This window comes from Phenylobacterium parvum, from assembly GCF_003150835.1.
In the GTDB taxonomy this organism is placed as follows: Bacteria; Pseudomonadota; Alphaproteobacteria; order Caulobacterales; family Caulobacteraceae; genus Phenylobacterium; species Phenylobacterium parvum.
In genome coordinates this window covers 1,711,643-1,736,315 of the sequence record NZ_CP029479.1, presented here as the reverse complement: position 1 = coordinate 1,736,315, position 24,673 = coordinate 1,711,643, and the positions used below count along the sequence as shown (strand labels likewise).

Below are 24,673 nucleotides of genomic sequence, written 5' to 3'. Positions count from 1 at the left end.
GGTCACCCCGCCGGCGTGTAGCTGAGGATCGGCGCCAGCCAGCGTTCCGCCGTGGAGCGGTCCCAGCCCTTGCGGCGCGCGTAGTCCTCCACCTGGTCGCGATCGATCCGACCGACGCCGAAATAGTGGCTTTCCGGGTGGCTGAAGTAGAGGCCGGACACGCTGGAAGGCGGGTCCATGGCGAAGCTCTCCGTCAGGGTGATCCCCGTCCTCGGCGCCGCCTCCAGGAGCCGGAAGAGCTCGGCCTTCTCGGTGTGGTCGGGCTGGGCCGGATAGCCGGCGGCAGGCCGGATGCCCCGATACTTTTCGCCGATCAGGAACTCCAGGTCGAAGACCTCATCGGACGCATAGCCCCAGAGCTCGGTGCGGACCTTGCGGTGCAGGGCCTCGGCCAGGGCCTCCGCCAGGCGGTCGGCCAGGGAGGTGGCCAGGATGGCGGAATAGTCGTCGCCGTCGCGGCGGAAGCGCTCGGCCATCTCGATCTCGCCATGGCCGGCGGTGACTGCGAAGCCGCCGAGCCAGTCCGGCGGACCGCCGACCGGGGCGATGAAGTCGGAGAGGGCCAGGTTCGCCCGGTCGCCCTCGCTGCGGACCATCTGCTGGCGCAGGGTGTGGAAGCGCCCTGCGACCTCGGTGCGGGCCTCGTCGGCGTAGATGAGGATATCGTCGCCGTCCGCGTTGGCCGGCCAGAATCCGACCGTCGCCTTGGCCGTCAGCCAGCGGCCCTGGATCATCCGGTCGAGCATCCGCCGCCCGTCGGCATAGAGGTCCCGCGCGGCCTGACCGACGACTTCGTCCTCGAGGATCGCCGGGAAGCGGCCAAAGAGCTGCCAGCTGGCGAAGAAGGGGGTCCAGTCGATGTGCTCGGCCAGGTCCGTCAGGTCCCAGTCCTCGAAGGTCCGGAGCCCCGTAAAGGATGGCTTCGCCGGGACTGTCCGGCTCCAGTCTGTGGCGAAGGCGCGCCTGCGGGCGTCGGCGAGGGTCATGCGGCCCCGGTTGTCCTGGCCGCGCTCGAACTGTTCGCGCACCCGGGCGTACTCGGCCGTCGTCTCGGTGGTGAAGCGGTCGCGCTCGGTGGGGGAGAGGAGGGCGGAGACCACCCCCACGGCACGGCTCGCGTCGAGGACGTAGGTGGTCGAGCCCGAGGGGTAGGCGGGGGCGATTTTCACCGCCGTATGGGTCTTGGATGTCGTGGCGCCGCCGATCAGCAGGGGCATGCGGAAGCCCCGCCGCTCCATTTCCGAGGCCACGAAGACCATCTCGTCCAGGCTGGGCGTGATCAGGCCGGACAGGCCGACCATGTCCACCTTCAGTCGCTCGGCCTCGTCAAGGATGCGGTCCGCCGGGACCATCACGCCCAGGTCGAAGACCTCGTAGTTGTTGCACTGCAAGACCACGCCGACGATGTTCTTGCCGATGTCGTGGACGTCGCCCTTGACGGTGGCCATGAGGATCCGGCCCGCGCTCTGGCGCTCCTGGCCGGCGCTCTCGGCCTCCATGAAGGGCAGGAGCCAGGCCACGCCCTGCTTCATGACCCGCGCCGACTTCACCACCTGGGGCAGGAACATCTTGCCTGCGCCGAACAGGTCGCCGACCCGGTTCATGCCGTCCATCAGGGGGCCTTCGATGACCTCCAGGGGCCGCCCCGCCGCCAGCCGGGCCTCTTCCACGTCCGCCTCGATGAAATCGGTGACCCCGTGGATCAGGGCGTGGGCCAGGCGCTCGGCCACCGGCGCCTCGCGCCAGGCCAGGTTGGGGCCCTTGGCCTCGGTCTTGCCGCCCTTGTAGGCCGGCGCCAGTTCCACCAGCCGCTCGGTGTTGGACAGGGCCGGGTCGCGCCGGGGCCGGTTGAGGATGACGTCCTCGACGGCGTCCCTCAGCTCGGTTGGGATGTCATCGTAGACCGGCAGGTCGCCCGCGTTGACGATGCCCATGTCCAGGCCCGCGCCGATGGCGTGGTACAGGAAGACCCCGTGGATCGCCCGCCGCACGGGCTCATTGCCCCGGAAGCTGAACGAGACGTTGGAGACTCCGCCCGAGACCCGGGCGTGGGGCAGGTGAGCCTTGATCCACCGCGTCGCCTCGATGAAGTCGACGGCGTAGTTGTCGTGCTCGTCGATCCCGGTGGCGACTGCGAAGATGTTGGGGTCGAAGATGATGTCCTCGGGGGGGAAGCCCACCTCGTCCACCAGGGTCTTGTAGGCGCGGGCGCAGATCTCGGTCTTGCGCGCCAGGGTGTCGGCCTGGCCCTTCTCGTCGAAGGCCATGACCACCACCGCTGCGCCATAGCGCAGGCACGCCCGGGCCTGTTTCAGGAAGGCCGCCTCGCCCTCCTTCAGGGAGATGGAGTTGACGATGGCCTTGCCCTGCACGCACCGCAGGCCGGCCTCGATCACCTCCCACTTGGAGGAGTCGATCATCACCGGCACCCGGGCGATGTCGGGTTCGGCGGCGATCAGGTTGAGGAAGGTGGTCATGGCCCGCACGGAGTCGAGCAGGCCCTCGTCCATGTTGACGTCGATGATGGCGGCGCCGGCCTCTACCTGCTGGCGGGCGACGGACAGGGCCTCGGGATAGTTCCCCTCGGCGACGAGCTTGCAGAAGCGGGCGGAGCCGGTGACGTTTGTCCGCTCGCCGATGTTGACGAAGGTCGGCCTCATGACAGCTCCAGGGGCTCCAGCCCGGACAGGCGCATGGCGCGCGGGCGCTCGGCTGGCTTGCGCGGGCTGAGGCCCTGCACCGCCCGGGCCACGTGGGCGATGTGCTCCGGCGTCGTGCCGCAGCAGCCGCCGACGATGTTGACGATGCCGTCCTCGGCCCACTGGTGCAGCGAGTGCCCGGTCTCGTGGGGCTGCTCGTCATACTCGCCCATGGCGTTGGGCAGGCCCGCGTTGGGATAGGCGCTGACCAGGGTGTCGGCCACCCGGGACAACTCGGCGATGTGGGGGCGCATCAGGTCCGCGCCCAGGGCGCAGTTCAGGCCAATGGCGAAGGGCCGGGCGTGGCGGACGGAGTTCCAGAAAGCCTCGACGGTCTGGCCGGAGAGGGTGCGCCCCGACCGGTCCGTGATGGTGCCCGAGATCCAGATCGGCAGGGGCTCGTAGCCCTCGTCCTCGAGGTCCAGGATGGCCTTGATGGCCGCCTTGCAGTTCAGCGTGTCGGTGATGGTCTCGACCAGGTAGAGGTCGACCCCGCCCTCGTTCAGGGCGATGACCTGCTCGCGATAGGCCTGGTAGACCTCCTTGAAGGTGACCGAGCGGGCGCCGGGGTCGTTCACGTCCGGCGACATGGACAGCATCTTGTTCAGCGGCCCGATGGAGCCGGCCACAAAGCGGGGCTTGTGCGGCTCGGCGGCGGTCCAGCGGTCGGCGGAGGCCCGCGCCAGGCGGGCGCCCTCCAGGTTGATGTCCCGCACCGCTGCCTCCAGGCCGTAGTCCGCCTGGGCGATGGTGGTGGCCGAGAAGGTATTGGTCTCGGAGATGTCCGCCCCGGCGCCGAAATAGGCGTCGTGCAGCTCGGTGATGATGTCCGGACGGGTGATGCAGAGGAGGTCGTTGTTGCCCTTCAGCTGGCCGGGATGGCCGGCGAAGCGGTCGCCCCGGTAGTCAGCCTCGTCGAGGCCGCGCTTCTGGATCATGACGCCCCAGGAGCCGTCGAGGACCAGGATGCGCTCCCGGGAGGCGGCCTTGAGGGCGGCGATGCGCTCTGCGCGGGTCATTTCGCTCGGGCCTCCTGGCGGGCCAGTTCACGGTTGAAGTCGGCCTCGCTGGCGGCGACCCGACGGGCCAGTTCGCCAGGGTCAACGAAGGGGTTGGCGCCGCCCGCCTTCAGCCGCGCGCGCTTTTCCGGAAGTCCGAACTGCTCGGCGTGGGGCGCCAGGAAGACATCGGCCCTGAAGGTCTTCAGCAGGGCGAAGCTCCGGCGGTAGTCCCCGACAATACCTGGGTATTGTGGCCCTCGCTCGCGCGAGACAAGCCGGTTGGCCGCCACCGAGGTGGAGCAGTAGAGAAGTGCGTTCAGAGGTTGGCCCTTGTCCTTCACCTGGAAGGTCCAGGTGGTGCAGCCGGGGGAATGGCCCGGGGTGAAGCGGGGAGTCAGGACTGCGTCGCCGAGGCGGACAGGCTGCCCATCCTTGAGGTCGCCATCGACCTTGACGGGGGCGAAGTCGAGTCCGCGGTTCTCTTCCCAGCCCGGATAGGTCCCGGTCTCCAGGGCCTTCCGGTCAGCGGGATTGGCGAGCAGGCGGGCGCCGGTGTCGCGCTTGAGGTCGGCCAGCCCGCCCGTGTGGTCGAAGTGGGCGTGGGTGTTCAGGAGGATCTTCACGTCCTTCGGCTGGAAGCCGAGCCGGCGGATGCTGGACTGGATCAGGGGCGCGCTCGTCGGCATGGCCCCGTCGATCACGATGTGCCCCTTGGGCGTTGTGATGAGCCAGGCCGAGATCCCCGCCGTACCCACGTAGTAGAGGTTGTCGGCCACCCGGAAGGGATCGGTCGGGGCGCTCCACTCCGGCGGGCTTGTGGGCGCGGCGATGGCGGCGCCGGCGGCCAGCAGGCCGGTGAGCAGGGCGAGTCTCATTCGGCGGTCTCCCGGAGGCCGAGGATCCGGCAGATGGCGTAGACCAGGTCGGCCCGGTTCAGTGTGTAGAAGTGGAAGTCGGAATAGCCTTCCTCGGCCAGCTTCACGCACATCTCGGCGGCGACGCCGGCGGCGATCATTCGGCGGGTCTCCGGGTCCTTGTCCAGGCCCTCGAACAGGGCGCCCAGCCAGCCGGGCAGGGGGATGCCGACGGGCCCCGCCATGCGCTTCAGGCCCTTGAAGTTCGAGACCGGCATGATGCCCGGCGAAATCGGGATGGTGACGCCGGCCTTGCGGACCCGGTCCATGAACCGGAGGAAGCCGTCGGTGTCGTAGAAGAACTGGGTGATGGCCCGCGTCGCCCCGGCGTCGATCTTGGCCTTCAGGACGTCGATGTCGTGATCGACCGATCCGCTTTCGGGGTGGGTCTGGGGATAGAGGCTGACGCTGACCTCGAAGGGGCCGATGGCGCGGATTCCCGCGGTCAGCTCGGTGGCGTTCACGTAGCCGTCAGGCCTCGGGACATAGACCCCGCCGATCTGGCCGGGCGGATCGCCGCGCAGGGCCACGATGTGCCGGACCCCGGCGTCCCAATAGTCTCGGATCACGTCGTCCACCTCGGCGCGGCTCGCGTCGACGCAGGTCAGGTGGGCGGCGGGGGCCAGTTGCGTCTCGGCCAGGATGCGGCTGACCGTCCGGTGGGTGCGGTCGCGGGTCGAGCCCCCGGCGCCGTAGGTCACCGAGACAAAGGCCGGGTTCAGGGGGGCGAGGCGGCGGATCGCCTCCCAGAGGGCGACCTCGGCCTCCTCGGTCTTGGGCGGCGAGAACTCGAAGGAGACGCGGGGAGGCTGGGCCAGGCCGGCCCCGGCGCGGGCGATGGGCCCGAGGGCGGGTTCGGTCATGCAGGGCTCCTTTGAGCGGTCCAGACACAGACGGTCAGGCCCTCGGCGCGAGCCGGAGGCAGGGTTTCCAGCTCCACCTGGCGGAGGCCGGCGGCGGACAGCCAGCGCTTCATCTCGGCGGCGGAGAATCCAAGGCGCCGGTGCTGGTGCTGCTCGCGCAGCATCTCCAGGGCGTGGGGGGCGAAGTCGATGAGGACCAGGCGTCCGCCCGGGCCGGTCAGCCGGCTCGCCTCGCGCACCGCAGCGGCGGGGTCGCCCAGGTAGTGGAGGACCTGATGCACGACCACGAGGTCGGCGCAGCCATCCGGAAGGCGGGTGGCGAAGATGTCGCCATGCCGAAGCTCGACCGAGTCCAGGCCCGCCGCCTCGACCCGGGCGCGGGCGACGTTGAGCATCTGCTGCGAAAGGTCGAGCCCGATTCCCGACCGGGCCCTGTCTCCGAACAGGGTGAGCATCCGGCCAGAGCCGGTTCCCAGGTCCACCAGGCGCCCGAAGGGGCCCGGGCCCGCAGCCCGCAGGATGGCGGCCTCCACCCGGTCCTCGGCCACATGCAGCGAGCGGATTTCATCCCAGGTCGAGGCATTGCGTGCGAAGTACTGGTCCGCCGCCGCCCGGCGCTCGGTCCGGACAGCCTCCAGCCGCTCGGCGTCCCTGGCCAGGGCGGCGTCGGAAGGGTCGAGGGCGGCGAGCACCTGGTCGGCCAGGGTGCGGGCCTCGCTCCTTCCCGAGGGGCGGTAGAACACCCATGCGCCGTCCGGGAACCGTTCCACCAGGCCCGCTTCCGCCAGGAGCCGAAGGTGCCGCGAGACCCTGGGTTGGCTCTGGTCCAGCACCTTGCAGATCTCCAGGACCGCCAGCTCTTCCTGGGCCAGCAGGGCGAGGATCCTCAAACGCGAGGGCTCCCCGGCGGCGCGCAGGACATCGACGGTGCGGGGGGCGCTCAGCATGAGCGCATAAAGATATCTTTATGTCTTTATGTCAACCTTCGGCGAACCGGCCCCGGGTCCGGGTTCAGGCGACGCCGTCGAGGACCCCGCCCAGGATCTCGAACAGCTTGCCGATCTCATCCTCGCTGATGATCAGCGGCGGAGAGAGGGCGATGATGTCCCCCGTCGCCCGCACCAGCAGCCCTGCCTTCAGGGCCCTGACCAGCACCTCGTAGCCCCGGGCGCCCGGCGCGTCGGGGCGGGGCGACAACTCGATGGCGCCCATCAGGCCGATGTTGCGGATGTCGATGACGTTCGGCTTGCCGCGCAGGGCGTGGAGACGGTCTTCCCACAGGCCGGCCAGGGACTTCACCCGGGTGAACAGGCCGTCGCGCCGGTAGATTTCCAGGCTGGCCAGGGCGGCGGCGCAGGCCACCGGATGCCCGGAATAGGTGTAGCCGTGGAAGAACTCGATGGCCGCCGGCGGGCCCTGGACGATGGCGTCGTGCACCTTCCGGTGTGCGAAGACCGCGCCCATGGGCAGGGCGCCGTTGGTGATGCCCTTGGCGGTGGTCATGATGTCCGGGGTGACGCCCAGGGCCTGGGCGGCGAAGGGTTCGCCCAGGCGGCCGAAACCCGTGATGACCTCGTCGAAGATCAGCAGGATGCCGTGCCGGTCGCAGACCGCGCGCAGGCGCTCGAGATAGCCCTTGGGCGGTGGCAGGACGCCCGCCGACCCGGCCACGGGCTCGACGATGACGGCGGCTATGGTTTCGGCCCCGTGCAGGGCGACCAGCCGTTCCACTTCGTCCGCCTTCTCGGCCCCATGGTCCGGCAGGCCGCGGGAGAAGGCGTTGCGCTCGGGATCAAAGGTGTGGGCGATGTGATCGGCGCCCGGCAGGGTGAGGTAGGTCCTGCGGTTGTTGACCAGGCCGCCGACGGAAATCCCGCCGAAGCCGACGCCATGATAGCCCTTTTCACGACCGATCAGCCGCACCCTCTGCCCCTCGCCGCGGGCGCGATGGTAGGCCAGGGCCATCTTCAGGGCGGTGTCGACGGACTCCGACCCCGAATTGGTGAAAAAGATCCGGTCGAGGCCGGGGGGGGCGAACTCCGACAGGGCCGCCGCGAGCCGGAAGGGCAGGGGGTGGCCCATCTGGAAGGTCGGGGCGAAGTCCAGGGTGGCCAGCTGGCGGGAGACAGCCTGGGTGATCTCTTCCCGGGCATGGCCCAGGTTGCAGCACCAGAGGCCGGCGGTGCCGTCCAGGACCTCATCGCCGTCGACCGTGCGGTAGTACATGCCGCTGGCCTCGGCCAGGAGGCGCGGCGCGTCCTTGTACTGCCGGTTGGCGGTGAAAGGCATCCAGAAGGCCGACAGGTCCGGCCGGTTGTCCCCGTAGTCCGCGCTCATGCCCTTGCCCCTCTCGCTCAGGAACCGAGGGCATCTTAGCGCCTCCGACTGCGATTGCGAGGCTTGCCACCCTACGGGCGCGCGCTTATCAGCCGAGGGTCGGACAGACGGGCGATCAGGCCCGCGCCGTGTCAGGGGAGACCGCTATGCAGCATCAGCGCCTGGGCCGCAGCCCGATCGTCGTTTCCAAGATCTGCATGGGGACCATGACCTTTGGCTCCCAGGCTGACGAGAAGACCTCCTTCCGGATTCTCGACCGCAGCCTCGAGGCGGGGATCAACTTCTTCGACACCGCCGAGAACTATCCGGTGCCGCCACAGGAGTCCTGGGCCGGCCTGACCGAGGAGATTTTCGGCCGCTGGATGAAGACCAAGCGGCGGGACGGGATCATCCTGGCCACCAAGGTCTGCGGCCCCAGCCATGGCTGGATCAAGGGCTCCCAGCGGGCCGGCATGACGGCGCTGGACCGGCACAACATCACCCGGGCCATCGAGGACAGCCTGCGGCGTCTCGGCACCGACTATGTCGACCTTTACCAGACCCACTGGCCTGACCATGGCGCCCGCTACGAGGACGCCCTGGAGACCCTGGACGAACTGGTCCGCGCCGGAAAGGTGCGGGTCCTCGGCTGCTCGAACGAGACCTCCTGGGGCCTGATGAAGGCGCTCTCGACCTCCGAGCGTGAGGGCTTCGCCCGCTACGAGACCATCCAGAACAACCACAGCCTGAACAACCGCCGCTTTGAGGACGAGCTGGCCCAGGTCTGCCGGCAGGAAGGGGTCAGCTCCATTCCCTACTCGCCCCTGGCGGGCGGCGTGCTGTCAGGCAAGTACAACGGCGGCGCCCTGCCGGCCGGCGCGCGCTTCAGCCGCTATCTCGAGATCGGCGGCCGGCAGGCGACGATGGCGCGCCGCTTCGTCAATGAGAAGTCGCTGGCCACCACCGAGCGCCTGGCGAAGATCGCGGCCGAGGCGGGCATGTCCCTCGTCACCCTGGCCACAGCCTGGTCCAAGCAGCATGACTTCGTCGCCTCGACCATCGTCGGCGTGACCCGTGAGGACCAGCTGGACGACATCTTCGCCGCCGCAGACGTCGTGCTGTCGCCCGAGGTCCTCAAGGCCATCGACGAGGTCACCCGGGACATCCTCTACCCCATGGGCTGAGGCCCTTTACGGATCTGAACCGTGACCGAGCCGGCCCCCATCGCCGGGGACCCTTCGGCGCCCCGCCCGGTCGCCCAGAGCCCCGCCCTGGGCATCCTCCTGCGCGTTCTCGCCATGGCCCTCATGGCGGTCCTCGCGGCGATCGTGAAGGCGTGCGCCGAGCGCGGCGTCCCGGTGCTGGAGATCATCTTCTTCCGCAACGCCTTCGCCTTCATCCCGGTGATGCTCTACATCTGGCGGACCTCCGGGTTTGGGGTCCTGCGCACCCGAAGGCCCGGCGCGCACCTGACCCGGTCCGCTGTCGGCCTGACCGGCATGATCTGCGGCTTCACGGCGGTCAGCCTCCTGCCCCTGACCCAGTCGACGGCCATCTCCTTCTCGGCGCCCCTGTTCATGGTCGCCCTGTCCGCCCTGATCCTGAAGGAGCCCGTGGGAATTCACCGTTGGCTGGCCGTGGCGGTCGGCTTCGTCGGCGTGCTCATCATGGTCCATCCCGACCCGAGGCAGTTCGTTGGGGTAGGGGTGCTCTTCGCCATCGCCGCCGCCGTGGGATCGGCAGGGGCCATGATCGCCATCCGGGAGATCAGCCGGACGGAGCCCGGCCCCACCATCGTCTTCTACTTCACCCTCGCCGGGACAGCGGCGGGCCTGGCCAGTCTGCCCTTCGGATGGGTCATGCCCAGTCCGGGTGTTCTTCTCCTTCTCATCGCCGCCGGCCTGATCGGGGGGACCGGTCAGCTCCTGCTGACCGAGGCCATCCGCAGGGCGCCCGTCGCCGTGGTGGCGCCCTTCGACTACACCCAGCTGGTCTGGGCGGGCCTGATCGGTTTTCTGGTCTGGGGTGAGACCCCTGCGGTCCTGACCCTGGTCGGCGCCATGGTGGTGGCCGCCAGCAGCACCTATATCCTCTGGCGAGAGATCGGGCGGTCCCGCGCCTAGGGCGCCCCTGGAGCCAGGAGTTTCGCATGTGGAATCGATACATGGGCGCCTTCCTCGGCGCCGCGCTGGCCAGCGGGGTGGCCGGGTCGGCCCAGGCCGCCATCACGGTCCTGGGCGGCGGTTTCGCCCAGGCCTGCTCCGAGGCCGCGGTGACGGGGGAGCTGGACCGCAAGTTCGAAGAGCTCTGCACCCTCGCCCTTGATACCGAGGCCCTCAATGCGCGGGACAGGGCCGGGACCCTGGTGAACCGCGGAGTCTTCAAGCTGCGCCGCCAGGAGTACCCGGCCGCCCTGAGGGACTTCGAGGCCGCCCTCAAGCGGCAGCCGGAAATGGGCGAGGCGCTGGTCAACCGCGGTGCGGCGCGCCTTGGCCTGAAGGCGCCCGAGGCCGCCCTGGCGGACATCAACCGGGCCCTGGAGCTGGGTGTCTCCGAACCCGCCAAGGCGCATTACAACCGCGCCATCGCCCATGAACGCGTCGGCGATATTCGGTCCGCCTGGCTCGACTACACCAAGGCGGCGGAGCTGGATCCCGAGTGGGACGCCCCGCGCAAGGAACTGGCTCGCTTCACGGTGTCCCGGAAGTAGGCTCCGGGGGCGTCTGCACGGGGCGCTTCTCCCCGCCATTCACGGCCGGGACCTCCGGCAGGGGGGGCGGGCGACGGCGCAGGACGCCCAGGCCCGCCAGGGCCGAGGCGAGGAAGTCCCGGAGCTCACGCAGGGGCGAGCGCTGTGGCGCGGGGCCGTTCACGGCCTCATCCCGCCTTCGGCAGCAAGGACGCCGGCGCTGACCTCGCGCCAGACCGCCTCGGCGGTGTCTGCGAACCGGATCAGTTCCAGGTCCTTGGGATCGATCATGCCGCGCTCCGACAGGACGTCGAAGTTCACCAGGCTGCGCCAGTAGGTCTCGTCGAACAGGACGATCGGCACCCGCGGCCCCTTGCCAGTCTGGACCAGGGTGAGGATCTCGAACAGCTCATCCAGGGTGCCGAAGCCGCCGGGGAAGGCCACCAGGGCGTTGGCGCGCATGGCCAGGTGCATCTTGCGCATGGCGAAGTAGTGGAAGCGGAACGCCAGGCCCGGGGTGATCCAGGGATTGGGAAACTGCTCGTGGGGCAGGGAGATGTTGAAGCCAATGGTGGGGGCCCCCGCCTCGGCCGCCCCGCGGTTCGCGGCTTCCATCAGGCCGGGGCCGCCGCCGGTGGCGATGACATTGTCGCGGGGACCTGCGCCGGTGGGGCCATCGAGAGCGCCGCCCCGCTCGGCGGCGATCCGCCCGAACGCGCGGGCCTCGGCGTACCAGCGGCCCTTGTCCCCGGGGTCGTCCTCGCGGACCCTGGCCGAGCCGAAGACGACGATGGTGGAGCGGATGCCCCACGACTTCAGGGTCTGGTCGGCCTTTTCATACTCGAGCAGGAAGCGCACGCCGCGCATGCTCTCGCCCAGCAGGAAGTCAGAATCCAGGGCCGCCAGCCGGTAGGCGGGCTGAGAGATCAGGGCTCTGGGGTCGGGTTCAGGGGCGCCGGAGGGCGGCATGTTCAGGTGTCCGCAGATCGGGGCAGGACCCAGCTATAGGCGGTCGCCCCCGGGGAGGCAATTCGGCGGCGCTCCCACAGCCGAAGCGGGTCTCAGGCGGCGGGAGGCTGGCCTAGGACCTTGCGGATGTTGCGGACAAGGACGTCGTCCAGCAGTGGCTTCTCGACAATGGGCACGCGCAAGCGCCCCGCCCGGCGGCGCAGGCCGGGGCCAGGATGGCTGGTGATCAGCAGGGCCGGCAGGTTCACCTCCCTGCCGCGGAGGGCCTCAAGGGAATCCAGCCCGCCCATGCCGGGGAGGTTTTCGTCCAGCACCAGGCAGACATTGCACGAGGGCAGGTCCGCCGCCAGCAGGTCTTCGCCGGAGGCATAGGCCTGCACCCGGTAGCCATCCAGCTCCAGCGCGAACTTCAGCGCGCTTCTCAGGGCGACATCGTCGTCCACGAGCACAAGGGTCGGAAGAGTGGAAGCAGCTGGCGGCATTCGGCGCCCGGGTTTGTGGACTTGCGGCATGTTCCGGCCCGGCGGCGATCGCCGCCTTGATCCAGCGCAAGGACTCAGAAGCCGGCGAGGATCGACATCCGGACAAGCTCGGAGAGGCTCCGTGCGCCCGTCTTGGTCATGACGTTGGCCCGGTAGACCTCCACCGTCCGCGGGCTGATCCCCAGTTCCCGGGCGATGACCTTGTTGGCCTTGCCCACCACCACGCCCTGCAGGACCTCGGTCTCCCGGGGAGACAGCGAGGCCAGCATGGCTGAGAAGGCGTTGCCGTCGCCGGCGGCTGTATGGTCGCCGGACTTTCGGAGGGTCTCTGCGATGGCCGCCAGCAGAACCTCGTCGTCAAAGGGCTTCTCGAGGAAGTCGGCCACCCCGCGCTTCAGGGCCTCCACCGCCATGGGAACGTCCCCATGGCCCGTGATGACGATTACCGGCGTGTTGACCCCCCGGGTCTTGAGCTCCGCCACCAGCTGGAGGCCGGTCATGCCCGGCATGCGGACATCCGTCACGATGCAGTCGCCGGTGGCCCGGGCCGCGTCCTCAAGGAAGGCCAGGGCGGATTCCCAGGTCCGGCAGTCCATCCCGGCCGTGCCGAGCAGGAAGGCGAGGGACTCGCGGATCGCCTCATCGTCGTCGATGACATGCACGAGGGCGGAGGAGGAGCTCATGCGTCGATCTCGCCTGGCAGCGGCAGCTCTGCGCTGCGTAACGTGAAACGGAAGACGGCGCCACCTTCCGGCCGGTTCCGGGCGCTGATCTCCCCGCCATGAGCCTCGATGATGGTCCGGCAGATGGACAGGCCCACGCCCATCCCCTCAGCCTTGGTGGTCATGAAGGGCTGGAAAAGGCGCTCCAGGACGTCCGGGGCCAGGCCCGCGCCGGTGTCGCACACCTGCACCTCCACCCATCCCTCCTTCAGGAGGCGAGACTCGACCGTGAGTTCGCGCACCGAAGAGGCGCCCATGGCCTCCACCGCGTTGCGCATCAGGTTCAGCACCACCTGTTGGACCTGGACCTTGTCCGCCAGGACGAGCCCCGCGTCAGGGGAAAGCCGAAACTCTAGGCGGACCCCGGAATCCCGGGCGCCCATCATGGCCAGGGCGCCGGCCTCCTCGATCAGCTTGGGCAAGGGCTCGATCCGCATGGCGGCCTCGCCCTTGCCGACGAAGGCCCGGAGGCGCCGGATGATCTCGCCGGCCCGCAGGGCCTGGTCACCCGCTGCGGTCAGGGCCGACCGCACCCGCTCCAGGTCCGGCTCACCGGTGTCCAGCAGGCGCACCGAGCCCTTCATGTAGCTGGCGATGGCCGAAAGGGGCTGGTTCAGTTCATGCGCCAGGGCCGAGGCCATCTCGCCCATGGAGGTCAGGCGCGAGACGTGGATCAGTTCCGACTGCATGTCCTGCAGGCGCCGCTCCGCCGCCTGGGGTTCGGTCAGGTCGCGGATGAAGCCGGTGAAGAAGCGCTTCTTGCCGGTCCGCATCTCGCCGACCGCCAGTTCGATCGGGAAGGTGGAGCCGTCCTTGCGAATGCCCACGGCCACCCGACCTATGCCGATGATCCGCCGCTCGCCGGTCTCGAGATAGCGGCCCAGATAGCCGTCATGACCCGCCCGGTAGGGGTCGGGCATGAGCATGCGCACGTTCCGGCCGACGGCCTCGGCGGAGGTCCAGCCAAAGAGCCGCTCGGCCGCGGCGCTGAACGAGCGGATGGTTCCGATCTCGTCGATCACGATCATGCCTTCCGGCACCGTGTCGAGGATGGACTGGAGGTGGTCCTGGCGCTGTCGGGATACGGCCAGCATCGCCCGGGCGGTGAGCGACATCCGCCGCAGCCGCCAGGCCGCCGCGGCGATAGCCGCCGAGGCGGCGAGGTAGAGGACCAGGCCGACCGTTTCCTGGCCGTCCATCACCGGACGGCCGCCCGCGAGGACGAGGGATCCGGCGAGGCCGAGAATGCTGGCCAGGGCCACGGGGCCCGCGCCTCCGGGGATGGCGGCCGCGAGCAGGGCGGGGGCGAGCAGGAAAAGCTCGAGGCGACTGATCGGCTGGGGCGTGAAGGCCACCCTCGCCATCAGCACCACCATGACGGCGGCGGCCGCAAGTCCGTAGGCCAGCCACCGTCTCCGAAGGGGCTCGCCCTCGATCTCTCTCTGGATTTCCGAGTCCATGACCCGGAGTCCTAGCCCTCGGCCGTCGTCGAGGGAATGCGCTTTGGCCGCCTAGTGGCTCAGGAAGACGAACCGCTCGCAGGCATGCAGCAGGTGGCGGGTCACGCCGCCCAGCACCCATTCGTAGGCCCGGCTGTGCCCGTAGGCGCCGGACACGATGAGGTCGGCGTCCATCCGGTCCGCCTGGGACAGGAGGTCGACCTGCACGTCATCGGCGCCTGAGACCGCCACATGGGTCCGGGGCCGGGCCATGCTGTGACGCGAGATCATGCCCGCCACGTCTTCGGCCTGGGCGCGAAGGGCGTCCTGGTCTTCCTTGGGGCCAAGGGCGACGATCAGGATCTCGTCCGCCATGTGCATGAAGGACAGGGCGTCGGAGACGGCGCGCCGGGCCTCTCTGGTGTCCTTCCAGGCCACCATGATGCGGCGCGTCTCCAGGCGGCCGCCGTGGGGCGGGACCACCAGCATGGGCCGTCCCGAGCTGATCAGCAGTTCAGCCGTGCTGGCCGTGTTGTAGATGTCGCCCGAGCCGGTCGGGCCGCCAGTCACCACCAGATCCACCGCGCGGGCGACGCGGGCCATGGCCGGTGTGGGCAGGTCGCCCACCGAGCGCCATTCCGTCTTCGCCCCTTCCGTCTGTGCGGCGAATGCGGCCTTGGCGGCCTCCAGGTTCCGGGACTGTTGCTCATAGAGCAGGGGAGTCCACTGGCCGGTGCCGAAACCGTACGGATCGGTGGTGGCGATAGGCGGGATGGCCTCTGCGCCCAGGCCGATCAGGAGGGCGTCGAGCCGGATCGCCAGGGCGGCGGCCGCCTCGGTGCGAAGTTTCGAGCCTTCGCCCGGCTGGGCGTGGACGAGCAGGGACCGGAAACTCATGATGTCGCCTCCTTGGGGCCCATGAGGGGCCAGGGCCGGTCAGGACCGGCCCGTCTTCATTGGGCCTGATCCGCAAGCCGGGCAAGGCCTTGGGGGTTGACCACCCGGAACTGCCGGGTGGCGCAGAAAGACACGATCCGCCCCGACTGCAGCTGGGACAGCATGCGCGAGACGGTCTCTATGGTCAGGCCCAGATAGTCGGCGATGTCCTGGCGGCCCATCGGAAGGTCGACGACGGCGGGGCTTCCGCCCTTGTCGGACAGGTCCTTCAGGAAGCTGGCGACCCGCTCGCAGGCGGTCTTGCGGCCGAGAAGCAGGACATGCTCCTGAGCCCGCTCCAGCTCCCGCCGGGTGGTCTCCCAGCCCAGCCGCTCGATATCGCCGCCGGCTGCGCGCAGGGCCGAGGCCTTGACGACGAGGACCGCGCTGTCCCGCACGGCCTCGGCGGCGAACCGATGGCGGGGACCCGTCTCGAGGCCGAAAATGTCACCGGCAAGGTAGAAGTCGCCGATCTGGCGGCGGCCGTCGGCCATGACCCGCGTGGTCCGGACCGCACCCTCCAGGACCCGGTAGATCAGGTCAGCGTCCTCGTCCTGGCCATAGATTTCCTCGTCCTTCGCAAAGGTCATGGTCAGGCCCATGCGGACCAGGGTGGACGCTGGCTCCACGGCCCGCTGGGGGGCGGCGAGGGGGGTGTGGGCGTCCTTGTAGTCGTAGGCGAGGGCCATGGCGTCGCTCCTTCAGGGTCAACGCAGTCAGGCTAGGCCCCGGGGCCGGCCGGGCCTATACGGGGCGGTTCCCTACGGGGAATTACCTAGAGTGGCGGGCGGCCCCAACTCGGATAGGCTGGAGCGGTCGCTGGCGTGGGGCCGGCAGGGAGCCGGGTCTGCAGCATGGCGCTTGATCTCCTCTTCCACGGCGCAGCGGGATGCGTCACCGGCTCCTGCGCGGAGCTTTCCGGCCCCGGTTTCCGGGTGCTGGTGGACTGCGGCATGTTCCAGGGCTCCAAGACCCTCAAGGCCCTGAACTATGCGCCCTTTCCCTTCGATCCCCGCGGTATCGACGCCGTCCTCCTGACCCACGCCCATATCGACCACTCGGGGCTCCTGCCCAAGCTGATGAAGGCCGGCTTCTCGGGTCCCGTCTACGCCACGGCCGGGACCCGCGATCTCTGCCGGATCATGCTGGCCGACGCCGGCGGCATCCAGGAAAGCGAGGTGCGCCACCTGAACCGCCGCAACCAGCGGCGCGGGCGCGAGATGGTCGAGCCGATCTATACCGAGGCTGACGCCCGCCGGGTGATGGACCAGTTCGTCAAGGTCCGCCTGGGCGATGCGGTCCAGGTCCTGCCGGGGCTGGAGGCCATCTGGTGGGAGGCTGGCCACATCCTCGGCGGCGCCTCGGTCGAGGTCCAGGCCGAGGGCGGTGAGGGGCCGGTGCGCCTACTCTTCTCAGGCGACCTGGGCCCCGGCGGGCGCGACTACATGCCCGATCCAGAGGGACCCGCGGGCGTGGATCACCTGATCCTGGAGTCGACCTATGGCGACCGGGAACGTCCCCGCGTGACGCCCGAGGACCGCCGCACCCTGCTGGCGGAGGAACTGAAGGCCGCCCATGCCGCCGGCGGACCCCTGCTGATCCCGGCCTTCGCCGTCGAGCGCTCGCAGGAACTGCTGGCCGACATCATGACCATAATGGACGAGGGCCAGGCGCCCGAGGGGGACATCTTCCTGGACTCGCCCATGGCCTCGGAAGTGACGGAGGTGTTCCGGCAGCGGGGCTGGAACCGGGCGACCGGGGTCAATCCCTTCACCTGCCTGCACGGCGCCGGACGGCTGAAGTTCACGCCCGATCCGGCTGACAGCGACCGGCTGGAACAGCTCCGGGGCTGGCACATCGTCATGGCGGCCAGCGGCATGTGCGACGCCGGCCGGATCCGCCGCCACCTCAAGCGCCTGCTGTGGAACCGCGAGGCTACCGTCCTGATCACGGGCTACCAGGCGGTGGGCACCCTCGGCAGGCTGCTGGTCGATGGTGCGCGCAGGGTCCGGATCCAGGGTGAGGACTTCGGCGTACGGGCCCGAATTCGCAGCATCGAGGTCTATTCCGGACACGCCGACTCGGCCGGCCTCGTGTCCTGGGCCCAGGCGCGCGGCCCGGTGCGCGGATCGATCTTCCTGGACCACGGAGAGCCTCCGGCCCTGGAGGGCCTGGCCCGGCGGTTGGCCGAGGCCGGGCAGGTCCGCGAGCAGGTCATCATTCCCCAGGTTGACCAGGCCTACCGGCTCAGCCCCGCCGGCGCCGTGGCTGGACCCGCCCCGCCGCCCCGGATCGCTCCTGGCCTTGCAGCCGCTCCGGACTGGCACAACGCCCGGGCCCAGCTGATCCTCGACCTCAACGAACGCCTCGAGGATATGCCCCCCGAGGCGCGCGAAGCCCTCATCCGGCGGATCGGCGAACTCGTCGCCGGCGCCAAGGAGACCTGAAGCCATGCGTCCGACCCTGCTCGTCCTCGCGCCCTGCGCTGCACTTCTCCTGGCCGCCGGATGCGCCTCGACACCGGGAGGGGATGGCCCCTCCGCCGCCCGCGGCCAGCTGACCGCCGAGGCCCGGTGCGGGACCTGCCACGCGATCACCGGCGAGGCGGAACCCGGCAAGGCGCCGTCCTTCGCCAACCTCGCCGCGCGCTACCGCGCCCACAGCCTCCGGGCCCGGCTGACCGAAATCGACGAGACCGGTCACTTCAACATGCCGCCGCTGAAGATGGGCGACGCCGATGTCGAGGACATCGCCGCCTGGCTGGAGAGCCTGCCCCTGCCCTGAGGCGGCCTGGCGGCTTTGCGGCAGATCAAGGCGTGGCCCCGGGGGGCGTGCAGACTCGCCCCCACCTGAGGAGGCGCGTCCATGTTCGTCGGCAGACATTCTGGCGTCCATCGTGCAAGGCGGGGCCGGGCCATCGCCGCGGCCCTGGCCCTCGGCCTGTCGGTCTCCGCCGCTGGCTGTCACCGGAGCTTGCCGCCCAACGTGACGCCGCCGGGAGAGACCGCCGCCTTCTCCGAACCCAGTCCCGCCGCTTCGGCGGCTCCACAGACGGAGACCCGGAAATGACCGTATCTGAGCGCACGCGTATCCTCGTCGCGGCGGGCGGCGGCGCCCGATGGATCGAGCGGGCCCGCGACCACTCCGACCCGGTCACCCTGGGCGAGATGAAGCCGCCGACGGTCCACGCCCACCAGGGACCCCCGGGGGTATCCTTCGAGAGCGCCACCGCGATGCGCCACGGCACGGGCCAGCATGGCCTCGCTGACCGCCGCCGCAAGGCCTTCGCCAAGGAACTGGCGGACCTTCTCAACCGGCAGGCGCAGAAGGGCGAGTACGAGCACCTGGTGCTCGCCGCTCCGCCCCGGCTCCTGAAGGCCATCCGCGAAGACCTGTCCGAGGGCGCGCGCTCGCGGATCCGGGCCGAGATTCCCAAGGACCTGCTGAAGGTGTCCAACCACGACATCAAGGCCTGGCTGCACGCCCCCGGCCTGCTCTGACGTGATGAACCTGCAGCCTGTCTTGCCCCTCCCGGCTTTCCGTCTGAGGGGAACGGGCTCTGGCGGGAATCGCCCGCCCAAGGCCATCTGGGCGCCGGATTTCCGCCGGGAGCCGCGGCATGTCGACCACCAGCCCCTCGGGCGTCCTAGCGACCCTGACCCTAAACCCCGCCCTTGATCTCCAGACGGCGGTCGACGCCGTGGAGCCGGAGAACAAGCTGAGGTGCGACGCCCCGCGGCAGGACGCCGGCGGCGGGGGCGTCAATGTGGCCCGGGTGATCCGTCGCCTGGGTGGCCGGGCGCCCTGCATCCTGCCCCTGGGCGGACCTTCGGGCCAGTCGCTCCAGGCGCGCCTCCAGGCCGAGGGTCTCGAGGCGGTGGTCGTCCCGATCGCCGGGGAGACCCGCCAGAGCTTCACCGTGTTCGACCGATCCCGCGGCGCCGAGTTCCGCTTTGTCCTGCCGGGCCCGAAGCTGGGCGCGGGGGAGGTCAGGGCCCTGGAGGCGGCGGTCTTCGGAATGGCGCCGCGGCCTGACATCCTGGTCGCCAGCGGCAGCCTGCCGGGGGGTATGGACCCGGGCCGCCTGACCCGGCTCGCTGTCCGGCTGCGCCGCCGGGGGGTCCGACTGGCCCTCGACGCCTCGGGCGCCGGGCTGAAGGCGGGACTGGAGGCGGGCGTCTGGCTGGTGAAGCCCAACCGCAAGGAACTCGGAGACTGCCTGGGCCGGGACCTCATCGACCGCGCAGCGCAGCTGGACGCCGCCCTGGCGCTCGTCGCCGGTGGACAGGCCGAGTGGGTGGCCCTGAGCCTCGGCGCGGAAGGCGCGCTCCTCGTGGGCGATGGCTTTGCAGCCTACGCGCCCTCCCTGCCGATCACGCCGGTGTCCACCGTGGGGGCGGGGGACAGCTTCATGGCGGGCCTCGTCTGGGAGCTTTCGCGCGGCTCGCGTCCTGAAGCGGCCCTGGCCACGGCGGTTGCGGCGGCATCGGCCACCCTCTTGTCACCGGGTTCCGGGATGGCGCGCCGGGCGGACATCCGCCGGCTTCGCCCGCAGGTCCGGGTGGAGGTCCTGGGGCCCGCCTAGCCCCGGGCGAGACCGCCCACCAGCATGCGGACCTGACCCTCGCCCCAGGCGGGAAGCAGCAGCCGCTGAAGGCCGCCGGCGCGGTAGAGGGTCGGGCGCATCAGTTCCGTGGCGGCGCTGGCCTGGGCGCGCAGGAGGGCGAAGACCTCAGGCAGGACGACGTCGTCCAGGAAGAGGCCCAGCAGCTGGTCGCGCTCCACGGCGGGCGGGGCGACCTCGAGGTCATTGAACCGGAAGCGTTCAGGCTGGCTGAAGACATCCAGGATGAAGGTCTCCGCCCCCGAGGCCTCGATCTTCACCTCGGAAAGGTCATCCCAGAAGGGGATCTCGGCCTGTCCGCGCTTCAGGCCTTCCCAGTAGGCGAGCAGCCGGGCGAGGGGCGGGGCCAGGGGGCCATCGACGGCGAAGGGCGCAGCCTGGTTCATGACGGGTCCTTCCGGGCGCAACAGAATCCTGACCCTCATCCTAGCCCCCGGCCGGGGCAGGGGAAAGCACGCCGTCCGGAAGGTTGACCTAGGGGCGTTCTGCCCGTTGGATGCCAATGCGGCGCAATTGAAGGCCGCCGTACGTGTGATTTCGGGCTTAGCCGACGTTCCGACAATGAATCGGGGCGCGGTCCACATTTCAGGGAGTGATTTCATGTCCAGCGCCCAGGCCGGCTCTGTCGAGCGGCTTCCCCTGCGCACCAAATTCTTCTTCGGCATCGGATCCGTCGGGGACTCGATCGTGCTGGCTACGGTCGGCTCCTACGCCATGCTGTATTACAACCAGATCCTCGGCCTGAACGCGGTTCTCGCGGGCCTGGCCGTCTCCGCCAGCCTCTTCTTCGACGGCTTTGCGGATCCGGTCATCGGTTCGCTCTCGGACCGGACCCGTGGGCGGTTCGGGCGGCGGCACGCCTACCTCTTCCTGGCGCCCGTTCCCATCGCCTTGTCCGTGATCGCAGTCTTCAATCCGCCGCCAGGGGCCTCTGACCTTGTTCTGTTCCTTTGGTTCGCCCTGTCCGTCAGCTTTATGCGGATCTCCATCAGCCTGTTCAACACGCCTCACCTGGCCCTCGGCGGCGAGCTCTCGACGGACTATATCGAACGATCCAAGGTGCTGAGCTGGAACAATTTCTTCACCTGGGCCGGCGGTGCGGGGATGAACTTTCTCGCCCTTCACTTCGTCTTCAAGGCCACGCCGGAGTACCCGAGGGGCCTCCTGAATCCCGAGCCATACGGACCCTTCGCTGTTGGCTGCGGGCTGGCCGCCATGGTGCTTTTGCTGGCCTCGGCCTGGTACACCCGGGACCAGATTCCCCGCCTGCCGAAGGCGCCCGAGAACCTTCCTCGTTTCAGCCCTCTTGAGTTCCTAAAGGATGTTGGCAAGGCGCTGGGGAACCGCAATTACATGTGGTTGCTCATCGCCTTCTTCTTCCTGTCGATGATGATTGGGGTCCGAGGCGGCCTGAACCTGTACGTGAATACTTTCTTCTGGGGACTGACCAGCGAGCAGCTGAAGTGGTTCATCTTCGGTAGCTTTGTCGGTTACGGAACAGGATTCCTCTTCTCCGCACGCATGCACCAGCGCCTCGACAAGCGCCTGAACATGATCATCTGGGCCGTCGTCTTTTCCATCGGGCCTGCGATACCGATGATCCTTGGTCTGACCGGCGTGCTGAGCTCCGAGACTCCGGGCCTGACGCCGATGCTGATCGCCTTCTCGTCGGTCGGCAATGCCGGAGCCAGTGTCCTCAGCATCACGGTCATGTCCGCCCTCGCAGACATCGCCGACGAAAACGAACTGGCCCACGGCGTGCGTCAGGAGGGTGTCCTCTACTCGACCCGGAACCTGGCCGCTAAGATCGACCAGGCCCTGGGAGCGGCCCTCGCAGGCCTCGCTCTCTGGGCGATCAGCTTTCCGCCCAAGGCCAAGCCCGGCTCCGTGCCTGACGATGTGCTCTTCAACCTGGTGTTCGTCGATGGAATCCTGGCGACAATTCCCGGCCTGATCGCCGCTGTCTGTTATGCTCGATACAAGATCACCAGGGCGCGCTTCGAGGCTACCAAGGCGGCCCTCGCCGCCCGGAAGGCCGCTCAAGGAACCTGACCCAATGGGACTTCGCCGTATCACCGCTGCCATTGGGCTGGCTGCAGGCCTTGCCATGGCCTGGCCGGCCAGCGCCGTCCTGCCGCCTTATGTCTACCTTGAGGCGCGGGCCTCCGCGGACGTCCACCTCCAGGTCCGGGTCAGCCGCGTCCACAAGGTCACCCGGGAGAACGCCTGCCGCGTCGAGGGCAGGGCGCTCGCCGTCTGGCGCGGATCGGTGAAGACGGGCGACAAGGTGAGTTTCAATCTGCCCTGCCGCTTTGCCTCCACGCCGGTCATGCCCGGTCCGACCCTCTGGTTTGATCCTTCCCGCCTCAAGCCAGGCCTGATCCTCGAGGGGTTCTTCGAGCCCGCGGAAGGCAGCCTCCGCCCCGCCCGGGACCAGGTTTTCGTCGTGAGCGCCGCCACCTCGCAGCCGCTCTGCGAAACCACGGACTATGCCTGCCGGGACCCAGGCGCCGCCCCTTGATGGCCATCGCCTTTCCGGGCTTGGCGCCAGCCGCCGCCCGTGGCATCGCTCCGCCCGGCCAGGCCCGGTAGCTCAGCAGGATAGAGCAGCGCTTTCCTAAAGCGAAGGTCGGGGGTTCGAGTCCCTCCCGGGCCGCCAGGCCGGCACGTAGACCTGTCGGGCAGCGATGATGCCGGCCGAGCCCACGGCGTGCGCAGATCCGCTAGGCTGCAGGCTCGGGCGGATGGACGACGGACAGGTCTCGTACGAGGATGTCGATCATCAGCCCGGCGAGGTCCTGGGATCTGGCGAGGTCAAGACGATCAAAGTTGACCGGGAGGGCCAGGCATCCATGGACCCCAGCCCAGGCAAGCTGGGCCAGGCCCCGGGGATCGCCCTCGCGCAGGACCCCCAGCTTCTGGCCGTCATGGATCGTCGAGGTCAGGAGGGTCGCGAAGGGGGCTGAGTCCAGGGGCGCGCGGTCCGGCTTGGGCAGTGTATCCGGTCGAACGAAGAGGAAGGCGCCGCGAAAGAGCTGCGGCCGGGTCAATGCGGTCTCGACATAGGCCTCAAGCAAGGCCTTCAGGCGCTGTACCGGATCCGCGATTTCAGCGGCCATGGCTTCCAGCTGGGCGTTGATGGTCTCGACCGGGTCCATCCAAAGCGACTGCATGAGCGCTTGAAGGCTCCCGAAATGGGCATAGATCTTTCCGACGCTGACTCCAGCGCGCTGGGCGATCGCCCTGGCCGTGACCGCAGCGGCGCCATGCTCCGCATAGAAGCTTGCCGCCGCCTTCTGGATCTGGCGACGGGCAACCGTTTTCTGCGCGTCTGTCGCCGGGGGTCGGGCCATGGGTTCGCTATACGGCGAACTTTTCCCGGTTCAGGTTCATTCTCGCCCGCAACTGGTCGAGCGGCGTATCCAGCTCGTCCTCCCAGCGTTCGAAGTTGAGGTTGCGGGCGCTGCGGCCATAGCTCCACCCATCCACAAAGGCGTCCATGGCGTCGACGATGAGGCCAGGCCGCACGAACGCCATGTGTGCGGTGGTCACCGCCACCCGCATGGCGTGATAGGGGAACCGAAGCTGGGCAAGGTAGAAGGCGGCCAGGGCCAGTTCGCCCCAGTTGTCCGCCTCATAGCCCGTCAGGACATGCAGGAAGTCGTGGATCTGAAATCCACGCACCATCATGTAGCTGAGGTCCGGCGGCAGCCGGTCGAGCTTGCCGGAACTCGTCAGTTCCTCATTGAACCGGCGATAGTTGCGCCCGAGGTTTTGCTCGAGCTTGTTGTCCAGGATGAAGCGACGGTAGGCATGGCCGAGTGTGCCCGGAGCGCATTCCGCCAGGCGTTCCAGCGACAGGGGCTCGGAGATGTAGCGACTGGCGAGCAGGGGCGCAGCTTCAGGAATGGAAGCCAATTCCCGGCTGTAGGAGTCGATCGCCTTCTGCGGCGCTTCCGCCCACCAGTCGTGAAAGAGCAGGTACACCCCATAGTCGAGGGGCGCGTCCGCTGCGCGCAGGAATTTTTTGGCGAAACCCCGGTCGATAATCTCCGCACCCGACATGACTTCACTCCGCTTTGGCATGCCGCAGCCTAGCACCCCGGGAATTAAATGAACCAGTTCATTTTATCTCGCTCATTCAGGTCCTGCCGACTTCGAGACCTCTCGCTCTCATTCGCGATGGCTCCGCCGGCTCCAAGCCTGACCGACATGGCCGCCGCCGCCCGTTGCCAAAACCTTCCGCAGCATTTAATGGCATTCATAATGTCAATACATTCTGCGGGTCGAGGTCCTCCGGGTCCTGACCGGGAGTGCGGGCGCGGGGGAGCCGGACAATGACGAGCTTCTGGGTGTGGGGCGTCGCCCTGCTGGGCTATGCGATCTTCCTGGCCTGGTACTTCAACTGGCGCGGCCCGCTCTCGAAGGCCGAGGTCGAGACCCTCATGGCGCAGATGCGCGCCAACAACGTGGGGCGCGGCGACCAGGACGAAATGCCCGTGATCCGGAAATTCCTCGAGGAAGATGATGGGCGCGAATTCTTCATGCTCAACGTCATTCGCCTGTCGGAGGTCGAGGTCGCCGATCCGGTGACCGGCGAAATGCTGCCGGCGCGCCAGGTCATGGCGGGCTACACGCGCATGTTCATGCCCGCCCTGTTCGCCCGCGGGGGGCATCCGGCCCTGGCCGCTCGCCGGATCGGCGGCATGGTCGACACCTGGGGGCTCAAGGAAGTCCCCGAGTGGTCGATGATGGGCTACATCCGCTACCGCAGCCGGCGGGACCTCGCACACCTGATCTGCAACCCCCGGTTCGGCGGCGCCCATGCGTTCAAGTTCGCGGCGATGCCGCAGACCTTCAACTTCCCGACCCGTCCGATGATCAAGACCCTTGCCGGTCCGGGGATCTGGGTGGGCCTGACCTTCGCCCTCGCCGCCGCGGTGGCCCAGATCGCTCTCCTGCTTTCCGCCGCGGCGAACTGACCCGCGCGCCTGCCTCGCCAAATCTCCAGACTCGGGA

Annotated in this window: 27 protein-coding genes and 1 tRNA gene; 12 read left to right on the top strand and 16 right to left on the bottom strand. The window is 69.0% G+C overall.

Annotated elements, in window-relative coordinates:
- Positions 1-2 precede the first annotated feature (2 nt).
- The 6 genes from metH to aptA all read right to left on the bottom strand — a co-directional run bounded on the left by metH (position 3) and on the right by aptA (position 7,814).
- Positions 3-2,660, bottom strand: coding sequence for a methionine synthase (metH, locus tag HYN04_RS08325; protein WP_110450335.1), 2,658 nt, complete (start codon positions 2,658-2,660; stop codon positions 3-5).
- Positions 2,657-3,718: a homocysteine S-methyltransferase family protein gene (locus tag HYN04_RS08320; protein ID WP_110450334.1), complete on the bottom strand. Its 1,062-nt coding sequence runs from the start codon at positions 3,716-3,718 to the stop codon at positions 2,657-2,659. Before HYN04_RS08320 ends, metH begins: the two co-directional genes overlap by 4 nt.
- Positions 3,715-4,575, bottom strand: coding sequence for a subclass B3 metallo-beta-lactamase (gene bla, locus HYN04_RS08315; RefSeq protein WP_110450333.1), 861 nt, complete (start codon positions 4,573-4,575; stop codon positions 3,715-3,717). The genes HYN04_RS08320 and bla overlap by 4 nt, the downstream gene beginning before the upstream one ends.
- Positions 4,572-5,477, bottom strand: a complete 906-nt coding sequence (gene metF / locus HYN04_RS08310) for a methylenetetrahydrofolate reductase [NAD(P)H] (RefSeq protein ID WP_110450332.1) — start codon at positions 5,475-5,477, stop codon at positions 4,572-4,574. The genes bla and metF overlap by 4 nt, the downstream gene beginning before the upstream one ends.
- Positions 5,474-6,424, bottom strand: coding sequence for an ArsR/SmtB family transcription factor (locus tag HYN04_RS08305; protein ID WP_110450331.1), 951 nt, complete (start codon positions 6,422-6,424; stop codon positions 5,474-5,476). Before HYN04_RS08305 ends, metF begins: the two co-directional genes overlap by 4 nt.
- Positions 6,425-6,488: 64 nt before the next feature.
- A complete protein-coding gene (gene aptA, locus HYN04_RS08300; protein WP_110450330.1) occupies positions 6,489-7,814 on the bottom strand; it encodes an omega-aminotransferase AptA in 1,326 nt (441 codons plus the stop codon).
- Positions 7,815-7,960: 146 nt separating this feature from the next.
- Between aptA and HYN04_RS08295 the strand changes: the two genes are divergently transcribed.
- From HYN04_RS08295 to HYN04_RS08285, 3 genes are read left to right on the top strand one after another with little or no spacing between them, the layout of a single operon-like run.
- Entirely contained in the window at positions 7,961-8,977 is a 1,017-nt protein-coding gene (locus HYN04_RS08295) for an aldo/keto reductase (protein ID WP_110450329.1), read from the top strand.
- A 21-nt stretch (positions 8,978-8,998) separates the two neighbouring features.
- Positions 8,999-9,916, top strand: coding sequence for a DMT family transporter (locus tag HYN04_RS08290; protein ID WP_199285939.1), 918 nt, complete (start codon positions 8,999-9,001; stop codon positions 9,914-9,916).
- A 26-nt stretch (positions 9,917-9,942) separates the two neighbouring features.
- On the top strand, positions 9,943-10,503 hold the full coding sequence (locus HYN04_RS08285) for a tetratricopeptide repeat protein (protein WP_110450328.1): 561 nt from the start codon (positions 9,943-9,945) through the stop codon (positions 10,501-10,503).
- Here the strand turns inward: HYN04_RS08285 and HYN04_RS13465 are convergent.
- From HYN04_RS13465 to HYN04_RS08255, 7 genes are all read right to left on the bottom strand, one after another.
- Positions 10,484-10,666 carry a hypothetical protein gene (locus HYN04_RS13465; protein ID WP_162599601.1) on the bottom strand — a complete coding sequence of 61 codons (183 nt, stop codon included), beginning with the start codon at positions 10,664-10,666 and terminating at the stop codon, positions 10,484-10,486. The two genes, HYN04_RS08285 and HYN04_RS13465, sit on opposite strands and share 20 nt — an antisense overlap.
- Positions 10,663-11,451 (bottom strand): LOG family protein, encoded by a 789-nt coding sequence (locus tag HYN04_RS08280; protein WP_110450327.1) that lies wholly within the window; start codon positions 11,449-11,451, stop codon positions 10,663-10,665. Before HYN04_RS08280 ends, HYN04_RS13465 begins: the two co-directional genes overlap by 4 nt.
- A 92-nt stretch (positions 11,452-11,543) precedes the next feature.
- Positions 11,544-11,933 (bottom strand): response regulator, encoded by a 390-nt coding sequence (locus tag HYN04_RS08275; RefSeq protein ID WP_162599600.1) that lies wholly within the window; start codon positions 11,931-11,933, stop codon positions 11,544-11,546.
- Between the two features lie 74 nt (positions 11,934-12,007).
- A complete protein-coding gene (fixJ, locus tag HYN04_RS08270) occupies positions 12,008-12,616 on the bottom strand; it encodes a response regulator FixJ (protein ID WP_110450325.1) in 609 nt (202 codons plus the stop codon).
- Entirely contained in the window at positions 12,613-14,115 is a 1,503-nt protein-coding gene (locus HYN04_RS08265) for a sensor histidine kinase (protein WP_110450324.1), read from the bottom strand. The genes fixJ and HYN04_RS08265 overlap by 4 nt, the downstream gene beginning before the upstream one ends.
- 51 nt (positions 14,116-14,166) lie before the next feature.
- Positions 14,167-14,991: a universal stress protein gene (locus tag HYN04_RS08260; RefSeq protein WP_110450323.1), complete on the bottom strand. Its 825-nt coding sequence runs from the start codon at positions 14,989-14,991 to the stop codon at positions 14,167-14,169.
- 56 nt (positions 14,992-15,047) lie between these two features.
- The gene (locus HYN04_RS08255) at positions 15,048-15,719 is read right to left on the bottom strand and encodes a helix-turn-helix domain-containing protein (RefSeq protein ID WP_241962592.1); all 672 of its coding nucleotides are present in this window, start codon (positions 15,717-15,719) and stop codon (positions 15,048-15,050) included.
- 165 nt (positions 15,720-15,884) lie between these two features.
- Here HYN04_RS08255 and HYN04_RS08250 point away from each other — a divergent pair, with 165 nt between their 5' ends.
- The 5 genes from HYN04_RS08250 (at position 15,885) to HYN04_RS08235 (ending at position 19,615) form a co-directional block, all read left to right on the top strand.
- On the top strand, positions 15,885-17,477 hold the full coding sequence (locus HYN04_RS08250) for an MBL fold metallo-hydrolase (RefSeq protein ID WP_110450322.1): 1,593 nt from the start codon (positions 15,885-15,887) through the stop codon (positions 17,475-17,477).
- Positions 17,478-17,481: 4 nt separating this feature from the next.
- The gene (locus HYN04_RS08245) at positions 17,482-17,814 is read left to right on the top strand and encodes a c-type cytochrome (protein ID WP_110450321.1); all 333 of its coding nucleotides are present in this window, start codon (positions 17,482-17,484) and stop codon (positions 17,812-17,814) included.
- Positions 17,815-17,895: 81 nt separating this feature from the next.
- Positions 17,896-18,099: a hypothetical protein gene (locus tag HYN04_RS13460; protein WP_162599599.1), complete on the top strand. Its 204-nt coding sequence runs from the start codon at positions 17,896-17,898 to the stop codon at positions 18,097-18,099.
- Positions 18,096-18,530, top strand: a complete 435-nt coding sequence (locus tag HYN04_RS08240; protein ID WP_110450320.1) for a baeRF12 domain-containing protein — start codon at positions 18,096-18,098, stop codon at positions 18,528-18,530. The genes HYN04_RS13460 and HYN04_RS08240 overlap by 4 nt, the downstream gene beginning before the upstream one ends.
- A gap of 119 nt (positions 18,531-18,649) precedes the next feature.
- Positions 18,650-19,615, top strand: coding sequence for a 1-phosphofructokinase family hexose kinase (locus HYN04_RS08235; RefSeq protein WP_110450319.1), 966 nt, complete (start codon positions 18,650-18,652; stop codon positions 19,613-19,615).
- Here the strand turns inward: HYN04_RS08235 and HYN04_RS08230 are convergent.
- Positions 19,612-20,040: a PAS domain-containing protein gene (locus HYN04_RS08230; protein ID WP_110450318.1), complete on the bottom strand. Its 429-nt coding sequence runs from the start codon at positions 20,038-20,040 to the stop codon at positions 19,612-19,614. The genes HYN04_RS08235 and HYN04_RS08230 overlap by 4 nt on opposite strands.
- Before the next feature lie 214 nt (positions 20,041-20,254).
- On the opposite strand from HYN04_RS08230, the gene HYN04_RS08225 reads away from it, so the two are divergent.
- The 3 genes from HYN04_RS08225 (at position 20,255) to HYN04_RS08215 (ending at position 22,313) form a co-directional block, all read left to right on the top strand.
- On the top strand, positions 20,255-21,706 hold the full coding sequence (locus HYN04_RS08225; protein WP_162599598.1) for an MFS transporter: 1,452 nt from the start codon (positions 20,255-20,257) through the stop codon (positions 21,704-21,706).
- A gap of 4 nt (positions 21,707-21,710) precedes the next feature.
- On the top strand, positions 21,711-22,175 hold the full coding sequence (locus HYN04_RS08220; protein WP_110450316.1) for a hypothetical protein: 465 nt from the start codon (positions 21,711-21,713) through the stop codon (positions 22,173-22,175).
- Between the two features lie 61 nt (positions 22,176-22,236).
- A tRNA-Arg gene (locus HYN04_RS08215) sits at positions 22,237-22,313 on the top strand.
- A 64-nt stretch (positions 22,314-22,377) separates the two neighbouring features.
- On the opposite strand, the gene HYN04_RS08210 is transcribed toward HYN04_RS08215, so the two are convergent.
- The gene (locus HYN04_RS08210) at positions 22,378-23,007 is read right to left on the bottom strand and encodes a TetR/AcrR family transcriptional regulator (protein ID WP_110450315.1); all 630 of its coding nucleotides are present in this window, start codon (positions 23,005-23,007) and stop codon (positions 22,378-22,380) included.
- A gap of 7 nt (positions 23,008-23,014) precedes the next feature.
- Positions 23,015-23,719 carry a Coq4 family protein gene (locus tag HYN04_RS08205; protein WP_162599597.1) on the bottom strand — a complete coding sequence of 235 codons (705 nt, stop codon included), beginning with the start codon at positions 23,717-23,719 and terminating at the stop codon, positions 23,015-23,017.
- Positions 23,720-23,991: 272 nt separating this feature from the next.
- Here HYN04_RS08205 and HYN04_RS08200 point away from each other — a divergent pair, with 272 nt between their 5' ends.
- A complete protein-coding gene (locus tag HYN04_RS08200) occupies positions 23,992-24,636 on the top strand; it encodes a hypothetical protein (RefSeq protein ID WP_110450313.1) in 645 nt (214 codons plus the stop codon).
- The last annotated feature ends 37 nt before the right edge of the window (positions 24,637-24,673 follow it).

What these genes read in the sequence shown, in the direction of transcription:
- metH (WP_110450335.1), bottom strand. Translation starts at nt 2,660, where the DNA reads ATGAGGCCGACCTTCGTCAACATCGGCGAGCGGACAAACGTCACCGGC.
- HYN04_RS08320 (WP_110450334.1), bottom strand. Translation starts at nt 3,718, where the DNA reads ATGACCCGCGCAGAGCGCATCGCCGCCCTCAAGGCCGCCTCCCGGGAG.
- bla (WP_110450333.1), bottom strand. Translation starts at nt 4,575, where the DNA reads ATGAGACTCGCCCTGCTCACCGGCCTGCTGGCCGCCGGCGCCGCCATC.
- metF (WP_110450332.1), bottom strand. Translation starts at nt 5,477, where the DNA reads ATGACCGAACCCGCCCTCGGGCCCATCGCCCGCGCCGGGGCCGGCCTG.
- HYN04_RS08305 (WP_110450331.1), bottom strand. Translation starts at nt 6,424, where the DNA reads ATGCTGAGCGCCCCCCGCACCGTCGATGTCCTGCGCGCCGCCGGGGAG.
- aptA (WP_110450330.1), bottom strand. Translation starts at nt 7,814, where the DNA reads ATGAGCGCGGACTACGGGGACAACCGGCCGGACCTGTCGGCCTTCTGG.
- HYN04_RS08295 (WP_110450329.1), top strand. Translation starts at nt 7,961, where the DNA reads ATGCAGCATCAGCGCCTGGGCCGCAGCCCGATCGTCGTTTCCAAGATC.
- HYN04_RS08285 (WP_110450328.1), top strand. Translation starts at nt 9,943, where the DNA reads ATGTGGAATCGATACATGGGCGCCTTCCTCGGCGCCGCGCTGGCCAGC.
- HYN04_RS08280 (WP_110450327.1), bottom strand. Translation starts at nt 11,451, where the DNA reads ATGCCGCCCTCCGGCGCCCCTGAACCCGACCCCAGAGCCCTGATCTCT.
- HYN04_RS08275 (WP_162599600.1), bottom strand. Translation starts at nt 11,933, where the DNA reads ATGCCGCCAGCTGCTTCCACTCTTCCGACCCTTGTGCTCGTGGACGAC.
- fixJ (WP_110450325.1), bottom strand. Translation starts at nt 12,616, where the DNA reads ATGAGCTCCTCCTCCGCCCTCGTGCATGTCATCGACGACGATGAGGCG.
- HYN04_RS08265 (WP_110450324.1), bottom strand. Translation starts at nt 14,115, where the DNA reads ATGGACTCGGAAATCCAGAGAGAGATCGAGGGCGAGCCCCTTCGGAGA.
- HYN04_RS08260 (WP_110450323.1), bottom strand. Translation starts at nt 14,991, where the DNA reads ATGAGTTTCCGGTCCCTGCTCGTCCACGCCCAGCCGGGCGAAGGCTCG.
- HYN04_RS08255 (WP_241962592.1), bottom strand. Translation starts at nt 15,719, where the DNA reads ATGGCCCTCGCCTACGACTACAAGGACGCCCACACCCCCCTCGCCGCC.
- HYN04_RS08250 (WP_110450322.1), top strand. Translation starts at nt 15,885, where the DNA reads ATGGCGCTTGATCTCCTCTTCCACGGCGCAGCGGGATGCGTCACCGGC.
- HYN04_RS08245 (WP_110450321.1), top strand. Translation starts at nt 17,482, where the DNA reads ATGCGTCCGACCCTGCTCGTCCTCGCGCCCTGCGCTGCACTTCTCCTG.
- HYN04_RS13460 (WP_162599599.1), top strand. Translation starts at nt 17,896, where the DNA reads ATGTTCGTCGGCAGACATTCTGGCGTCCATCGTGCAAGGCGGGGCCGG.
- HYN04_RS08240 (WP_110450320.1), top strand. Translation starts at nt 18,096, where the DNA reads ATGACCGTATCTGAGCGCACGCGTATCCTCGTCGCGGCGGGCGGCGGC.
- HYN04_RS08235 (WP_110450319.1), top strand. Translation starts at nt 18,650, where the DNA reads ATGTCGACCACCAGCCCCTCGGGCGTCCTAGCGACCCTGACCCTAAAC.
- HYN04_RS08230 (WP_110450318.1), bottom strand. Translation starts at nt 20,040, where the DNA reads ATGAACCAGGCTGCGCCCTTCGCCGTCGATGGCCCCCTGGCCCCGCCC.
- HYN04_RS08225 (WP_162599598.1), top strand. Translation starts at nt 20,255, where the DNA reads ATGTCCAGCGCCCAGGCCGGCTCTGTCGAGCGGCTTCCCCTGCGCACC.
- HYN04_RS08220 (WP_110450316.1), top strand. Translation starts at nt 21,711, where the DNA reads ATGGGACTTCGCCGTATCACCGCTGCCATTGGGCTGGCTGCAGGCCTT.
- HYN04_RS08210 (WP_110450315.1), bottom strand. Translation starts at nt 23,007, where the DNA reads ATGGCCCGACCCCCGGCGACAGACGCGCAGAAAACGGTTGCCCGTCGC.
- HYN04_RS08205 (WP_162599597.1), bottom strand. Translation starts at nt 23,719, where the DNA reads ATGTCGGGTGCGGAGATTATCGACCGGGGTTTCGCCAAAAAATTCCTG.
- HYN04_RS08200 (WP_110450313.1), top strand. Translation starts at nt 23,992, where the DNA reads ATGACGAGCTTCTGGGTGTGGGGCGTCGCCCTGCTGGGCTATGCGATC.